This is a genomic window from Rickettsiales bacterium (genome assembly GCA_025210695.1).
Classification (GTDB): Bacteria; Pseudomonadota; Alphaproteobacteria; order Rickettsiales; family CANDYO01; genus CANDYO01.
In genome coordinates this window covers 1-3013 of sequence record JAOARE010000003.1, presented here as the reverse complement: position 1 = coordinate 3013, position 3013 = coordinate 1, and the positions used below count along the sequence as shown (strand labels likewise).

Annotated in this window: 3 protein-coding genes; all 3 read left to right on the top strand. The window is 29.2% G+C overall.

Annotated elements, in window-relative coordinates; all coding sequences use genetic code 11:
• Positions 1-932 (top strand): ATP-binding protein (locus N4A31_00210; GenBank protein MCT4634657.1); only part of this gene is annotated, 932 nt, incomplete at its 5' end.
• A 131-nt stretch (positions 933-1063) separates the two neighbouring features.
• Positions 1064-2056 (top strand): L-histidine N(alpha)-methyltransferase, encoded by a 993-nt coding sequence (locus tag N4A31_00205; protein MCT4634656.1) that lies wholly within the window; start codon positions 1064-1066, stop codon positions 2054-2056.
• A 2-nt stretch (positions 2057-2058) separates the two neighbouring features.
• A partial coding sequence (locus N4A31_00200) for a hypothetical protein (protein ID MCT4634655.1) occupies positions 2059-3013 on the top strand: 955 nt, incomplete at its 3' end.

The following is a 3013-nucleotide window of genomic DNA, read 5'->3' as shown; positions in this document are numbered from 1 at the left end:
TAGATTTATCTAAATTTAATGCCAATAAAATGATTATGGATTTCAACGAAATGGATCTCAATGAAGACATTCAAAATATGATTAGCGAATGCAACGATTTGTATTTAAATGAAAAAAATATTCAAATCTATTTTAACAATCCATCTAAAACTATAATCCAAGGAGATAAAAACAGATTGACTCAGGTTCTACGTAATCTTTTTGCCAATGCAATTAAGTTTACCCCAGATGATGGAACCATTAACATATCCTTAAAAAACACTAAATTAAATGATAAAGCAGCAATTCATTTTACTATAAAAGACTCAGGTATTGGAATTCCTCCAAAAGAGATGGATTCTATATTTACTCCCTTCACTCAAAGCAGCCTTACTAAAACAAAAGCTGGTGGCACTGGACTTGGGTTGTCTATTTGCAAACAAATCATCACTTCTCATAATGGTAAAATATGGGCAGAAAATAATGAGGATATAGGAGCAAGCTTACACTTTATAATTCCAATCTCTCAAAGCAGTGAAGACAAAACTTCGCAAAACACATCATCACTTACTTCAGCCAATATTTTAATGATAGATGATGAAGATATCTGCCTATCTAGCATGGAATTACTAATATTAAACACACCATATACTTTCATTAAAACTGATGGAGGAATCTCCGGACTCGATTATATTAAACAGAATTATAATAACATCGATGTAATTCTACTTGATCTTATGATGCCAGATATCTATGGCTTAACTATTTTAGAAGAAATAAAGAAAGATCCAAAACTAGCTAAAATCCCTGTTATTCTTCAAAGTGGAACCTCCGACCAAATAGAAATTCAAAAAGCCTATAATATGGGAATCTCTAGTTTTATAAGTAAACCATATAAAAAAGATATAGTACTTAAAGCAATTGAAACCGCCATAAAGGACAAAAACCCTTAAAACAAGGTAAAACAACCGTTAAGTATTATTATACAATATTTTCTTGTATAAATAAATCAAAATATATTGATTAATATTTATTAATCTGTTAATCTGCGCTATTATAAAAATAATATTTAATATAAATTATAATGGCAAAAGAACATAATACAAATTTCAACAAACAAACGAATTTTTCTAAACAAACCATCGATCAAAAAACCCTTGAAGATTACGTAGCGTTTTTTACAACTGAACATGGAGCTGATATTCTACCTTATGCATATCTAGGCTCTGGTAATCTTTATGATAAGCTACTAGAGAAAAATCCATCTTATTATCTATTTAATGATGAAGTTTCTTTAATAAGAAATAATTCACATAAAATTTCTAAATATCTATCTGACATTAAAGAATTAATTGAAATAGGACCAGGATCTAGTCGCGCTGTTAATAATAAAACAATTCCAATATTAAATTGCGCTCCAGAACTTAAGAGTTACTATGCCATAGATCATTCCATAAACTATCTCACTGATGCCTGTAAATGCATTTCAACTAACATCCCTAAATTAAATATATTTCCCTTAGAAGCCAATCTACTGCAAAAAGACCCTATAGCAATAGATATACAAACAACAGTAAAAAAGGCTGTAATGTTATTAGGTGGCACTCTAGGAAATTTTACTACCACAGAACAGGAATATATTTTAAAAAACATCTATAGTTTTATGTCACCCCATGATATCTTTATTTTAACCATTGATATAAACCAAGATGAGGAATCTTTAAATTTAGCTTACTCTAATATTGATACCAATAAGTTTATAATGGAAGCACTCCATTATTTCGCAACAATTAATCCCGACTTCTCAAAATATCTTAACTCTTTTGAAGTAAAATGCACCTGGAATAAAGAACTTCACTTTCTAGATATGTATTTCATAGCAAAACAAGAGATATCCTTTTATTTTCCAGGGTACGGTGATATAATGATAAGAAAAGGGCAAAAACTCAAAGGTATCAAATCTAGAAAACCTACAACAAACAACGTGGTAAAACTGCTAAACAATAATAGATTCTCTATTATTGATGAGTTTACAAACTTTAATAAAATGAAAATGTTTATTTGTCAAAAAAAGTAAAAATGAAATTATTTAATAAAGTATTAGAATCAGCAGAAGAACGGGTCCATAAATTTGGAGCTCAGTATTATACTTTTTCTATATTTGGAATAATTAATTATCCATTGGCATATATATACGAAATCTATACAGGTTCTCCAAAGGGATATTTACTAAGAATTTTAGCAGGAATATTATGCTTTATACTTCTCCTAAAAGATAAATGGCCCCAGAAATTTAAGAAGTTCTTACCCGTTTATTGGTACTCAACCATTACTATTTCATTACCAATATTAGCAACTATCATGTTATTAGAAAATAATTTCTCATTAGGGTGGCTAATAAACTTTAATATAGGAGTAATGATACTTATATTATTATTAGATTCTCTTTCATTTATAATTATCCAATTATCTGGAATAGCCCTTGGAACCCTCATATTTTATGCCTCTGGAAATGATATAGTAACTTTACCTAACAATGAATATACCTCCTTATTTCTTTATATGTTTTTTTGGATTGTGGTTCTAGGAACTATTTTTACAAGAAATAAAGAAATATATAATGATTTTATGCAAAAAGCTAAAGACGACCTTAATATTCAACTTGAACAAAAAGTTAAAGTTCGCACCTTAGAACTTGAAAAAGCTTTAGCTGCTAAAACAGAATTCCTCAATAATATGAGTCATGAAATTAGAACTCCCATCCAGGGCTTCACAAGCTTGTCTGAAGGGTTAGTTGAACATTGGAAAAACTTCTCAGAAAGCAAGAGAATTAGTATAGCTCAACAAGTGTCAATCAGCGCTAAACGCTTAGCATCCCTTGTAGGAGGATTATTAGATTTATCTAAATTTAATGCCAATAAAATGATTATGGATTTCAACGAAATGGATCTCAATGAAGACATTCAAAATATGATTAGCGAATGCAACGATTTGTATTTAAATGAAAAAAATATTCAAATCTATTTTAACAATC

Bases quoted from the DNA above. Each gene is read 5' to 3' on its own strand.
- N4A31_00205 (MCT4634656.1), top strand. From the start codon at position 1,064: ATGGCAAAAGAACATAATACAAATTTCAACAAACAAACGAATTTTTCT.